This window comes from Bordetella ansorpii (assembly GCF_900078315.1).
Lineage (GTDB): Bacteria > Pseudomonadota > Gammaproteobacteria > Burkholderiales > Burkholderiaceae_B > Bordetella > Bordetella ansorpii.
The window spans coordinates 1-4,161 of sequence record NZ_FKBS01000033.1 but is presented as its reverse complement, the minus strand read 5'-3'; the positions used below and the strand labels follow the sequence as shown (position 1 = coordinate 4,161).

Genomic DNA, 4,161 nt, shown 5'->3' with positions numbered 1-4,161 from the left:
ATACAGGTCCTGCACCCGCGACGGCGCCAGGCCCAGTCCGTCCAGCCCCGCCTGGTCCAACTGCGCGAGCGGGAAATCCGACGGGGTGACACCTTGCGCGCCGGACACGCAATGCGCGATCAGGGTGCGTAGTTCCTGCTTGAAACCCTCCACCCAGGCCTGCACGGCGGCGCGCTCATGGCGCGCGCGGCTGAAGCTGACATTGAGCCTGAGCACGCCTTCGAAGACCTGGCCGTTGACGGCGAACTCATGCGTCAGGGCGGCATCCGGATGCACCTCGTCGCCCGCGGCCTCGTCCGCGGGCCGCCAGCGCGAGCGTTCGTCGAACGAGCCGTCGAACTGGCCCAGATAATTGAACAGCACCTGCGCGGGTGCGCGGTCGCGCAAGGCGTCGCGCTGCGCAGCCGAACCCAGCTGCTTCAGGATGCCGTAGCCCAGGCCACGCCCCGGCACGGCACGCAGCGTCTCCTTGACGCGGCCGATGGCCTGGCCCGGCTCGCCCGTGGGGGCCAGCACCACCGGATAGATGCTGGTGAACCAGCCAACGGTGCGCGACAGGTCGATGTCCGCATCGATGTCCTCGCGGCCGTGGCCCTCCAGGTCGATGGCCACCGTCGATACCCCGCCCGCCGCGCACAGGGCGCGGCCCAGGGCGGCCAGCAGCAGATCGTTGACCTGGCTGCGATAGGCCGCGGGTGCGCGCTTGAGCAGGGCCTCGGTTTCTTCACGCGTCAGCGCGACGCTCAGGCTGTCGCGGTCGCGCTGCGTGGCCGAGCCGTCCGGATGGGCGCAAGCCAGCGCCGCCGGAGCCCGCTGGGCCCGCCAGTAGTCGACCTGCGCGGCGTAGTCCGGCGCATGGCGCACCAGGGCACGTGCCCAGTCCTGGTAACTGCTGCTGCGCGCGGCCAACGCCGGGGCTTCGCCGGCCAGGGCCTGCTCGTAGGCCTGCGCCAGATCCTGCAGCAGAATGCGCCACGACACGCCGTCGACGGCCAGATGGTGGATCACCAGCAGCAGGCGCGCCGACCCGTCGGCCATCGCGATGGCCACCGCGCGCAACAGCGGCCCGGCCTGCACGTCCAGGCTGCGCTGGGCCTGCTGGCAGATCTCGGTGACCGCGGCCGCGCTGGCGGCCTCGCGCCGCCAGATCACGCCATCGGCCACCTCGGCCTCGGTCTGCGGCGCCGCATAGGTCTGGCGCCATTGGCCGTTTTCATCCCGGCTGTAACGCAGCCGCAAGGCATCGTGATGGGCCAGCAAGGCCACGACGGCGCCGCGCACCGCCGCGAGATCCAGCGGCTGGGCGCTGTGCAGCAGCACGGACTGATTCCATTGCTGTTCGGGCACGTCGCGCGCCAGGAAGTCGGCCTGGATGGGCAGCAACGGCACCTCGCCCTGCGGCACGGCGCGCGCCGCCGCGTTGCCGCGCGCGGCGGTTTCCAGCGCCGTGCACAGCGGGGCCAGGCTGGCGATGGTCTGCGCCTCGAACACCTGGCGCGGCGACAGCGCCCAGCCGGCGCGGCGCAGGCGCGCCACGATCTGCAGGCTGAGAATGGAGTCGCCACCGATCTCGAAGAAGTTGTCGTGCCGCCCCACGGCGGGCAGACGCAGCACCTCGATCCATGCCTCGGCCAGCAGGGTTTCCAAGGCGCCTTGCGGCGCTTCGGCGGCCAGCGCCGGCTGTGCCGTGAGCGGCGGCAGCGCGCGCCGGTCGACCTTGCCATTGGCATTGCGCGGCAAGCGCGCCAGCACCTGAATCGCGGCCGGCACCATGTATTGCGGCAGGCGTTGCGCCACGGCCTCGCGCAATGCGTCGGCCTGCGGCGGCTGCGCCACCTCGGCGTCCAGGCCGACATAGGCCACCAGCCGGTTGCGGCCCGCCTCGCCCTGGGCCAGCGCCACGGCCTCGCGCACGCCCGGCTGCGCCAGCAGGGCCGTCTCGATCTCGCCCGGTTCGATGCGCAAGCCGCGCACCTTGATCTGGAAGTCGGCGCGGCCCACATAATCGAGCTGCCCATCCTGGCGCCAGCGCACCAGGTCGCCCGTGCGGTACATGCGCGCGCCGTCCGCGCCGTAAGGATCGGCCACGAAACGTTCGGCACTGAGGCCGGCGCGCGCCAGATAGCCCTGCGCCAGTCCCGCGCCGGACAGGTAGAGCTCACCGGTCACGCCGGGCGGCACCGGACGCAGATCGGCATCGAGCACGCGCGCCGCGCGCGCCCCGACGGGCCGGCCGATGGGCACATAGCCCTCCGATCCCGTGTCAACCTGTTCGCCAGCCCAGACGCAAGGGCTGATGACGGCTTCGGTGGGACCATAGGAATTGACCAGCCGCCGCGGTTGGAACGCCTCGAACACCAGGGCCGCGTCGCTGGCCGGCAAGGCTTCGCCACCCGCGATGCAGATGCGCAGCGCCAGGCGGCCGCCATGCGCCTGCGCCAGTTCGCGCAGATAGGCCGGCGGGAAATGCACCACGCCGATCTGATGGCCGGCGATCAGTCCGGCCATGGCGTCCAGGTCCCATTCGTGCTCGCGCATCACGGTCACGGACGCGCCCGTGGCCAGCGGCGCCATCCATTGCGATCCCGCGGCATCGAAGTTGATCGAGGCGGCCATCAGGCAATGGTCGTCCTCGCGCAGGCCCAGGCGCGGAATCACCGCGTCGATGTGCATGGCCAGCGCGCCGTGCGGCACCGCAACCCCCTTGGGCAGGCCGGTGGTGCCGGACGTGTAGATCACATAGGCCAGGCGCTGCGCATGGCCTAGCACCGCAGGGGGCACGGGCGAGGCGTCCGCCAGGGCGGCCTCGTCGAGCGCCAGCGTGCGCAGCGACGCGGGCCAGCGCGTGGCGTCCTGCCCTGCCAGGACCAGCAGCCGGGTCATGCCGCTGTCCTGGGCAATATGCGCCAGGCGATCCGCCGGGTAGGCGGGATCGAACGGCACGTAGGCGGCGCCGGCCTTCCAGATGCCCAGCATGGCGGCCAGCAGGTCGGCCGAACGCGGCAGGCCCAGCCCCACGCGGTCTGCCGGCGCGACGCCTTGGGCGATCAGCAGGTTCGCGATGCGATTGGCGCGCTGCTCCAACTGGGCGCGGGTGTACGACACCTCGCCGCAACGCACGGCCAGCGCCCGCGGCTGACGCGCGGCCAGCTCGGCAAGCCGTTGCGGCAGCAGGCATGCTTGGGCCTGTGCCGCAGGGTCGGGTTGGCCCAGCGCCAGGACAGCACGCGTCTGGCGGGCGTCCAGCAAGCCCACGTCGCCCAGGCGGCGCGCGGGGTCTTGCGCCAGTTCATCGAGCAGCCGCAGCAGTTGCTCGGCCAGCGCATCGACCTGGGCGGCATCGAACTGCGTGGTGGCGTGGCCGAACTTGAACGACAGCACGGTGGTGTGGTGCACCGCGATGGTCAGCCCGTAATGGGTTTCCTCGCGGACGTACACTTCGCCGAACACCGGGCCCGGCGCATGCTCCTGGCGCAGCGCCTGGTCGACCGGGTAATTCTCGAACACCAGAATGCTGTCGAACAAGGTCTGGCCGCCCTGCCCGGCCCAGCGCTGGATGTCGTTCAGCGCGGCATGTTCGTGCTCGCGCGCGGCCAGGTTGTGAGCCTGGATGCCGCGCAGCCAGTCGCCCACCGGCAGCGACGGGGCCATGGCGACCGCCACGGGCAAGGTGTTGATGAACAGGCCCAGCATGCGCTGCGCCTGCGGCAGTTCGGTGGGCCGACCGGCCACGGTGGCGCCCAGCACCACGCGCCGCTGCCCGGTATGGCGGCCCAGCAGCAATGCCCACGCGCCTTGCACCAGCGTGTTCAGCGTGATGCGTTGCGAGCGGGCGTACGCCACCAGCGCCGCCGTGGCCTGCGCGTCCAGCCGTACGCGGTGATGCCGGTAGGCGGCTTCTTCGGCGCGCGGGCGGGGTGCCGCCACGGCCTGGGACAGCAGCGTCGGCGCCTCCAGCCCCGCCAGCGCGTCGCGCCAGAACGGCGCATCGGCCTGGGTGTCGCGCTCGGCCAGCCAGGCGATGTAGTCGCGGTAGCGGCCGGCCGGCTCGGACTGGCCGCCGGCATAGGTGGACAGCACATCGCCCATCAGTTGGCTGGCGCTCCAGCCGTCCAGCAGCAGATGGTGGCTGGTCCAGATCAGGTGTTGCGTCTCGGCCCC

1 protein-coding gene is annotated in these 4,161 nt (G+C 72.0%); it reads right to left on the bottom strand.

Annotated features, from left to right (window positions below):
* Positions 1-4,161, bottom strand: a 4,161-nt coding sequence (locus A7W11_RS27150; protein ID WP_156523270.1) for a non-ribosomal peptide synthetase, incomplete at both ends; no start/stop codon positions are given.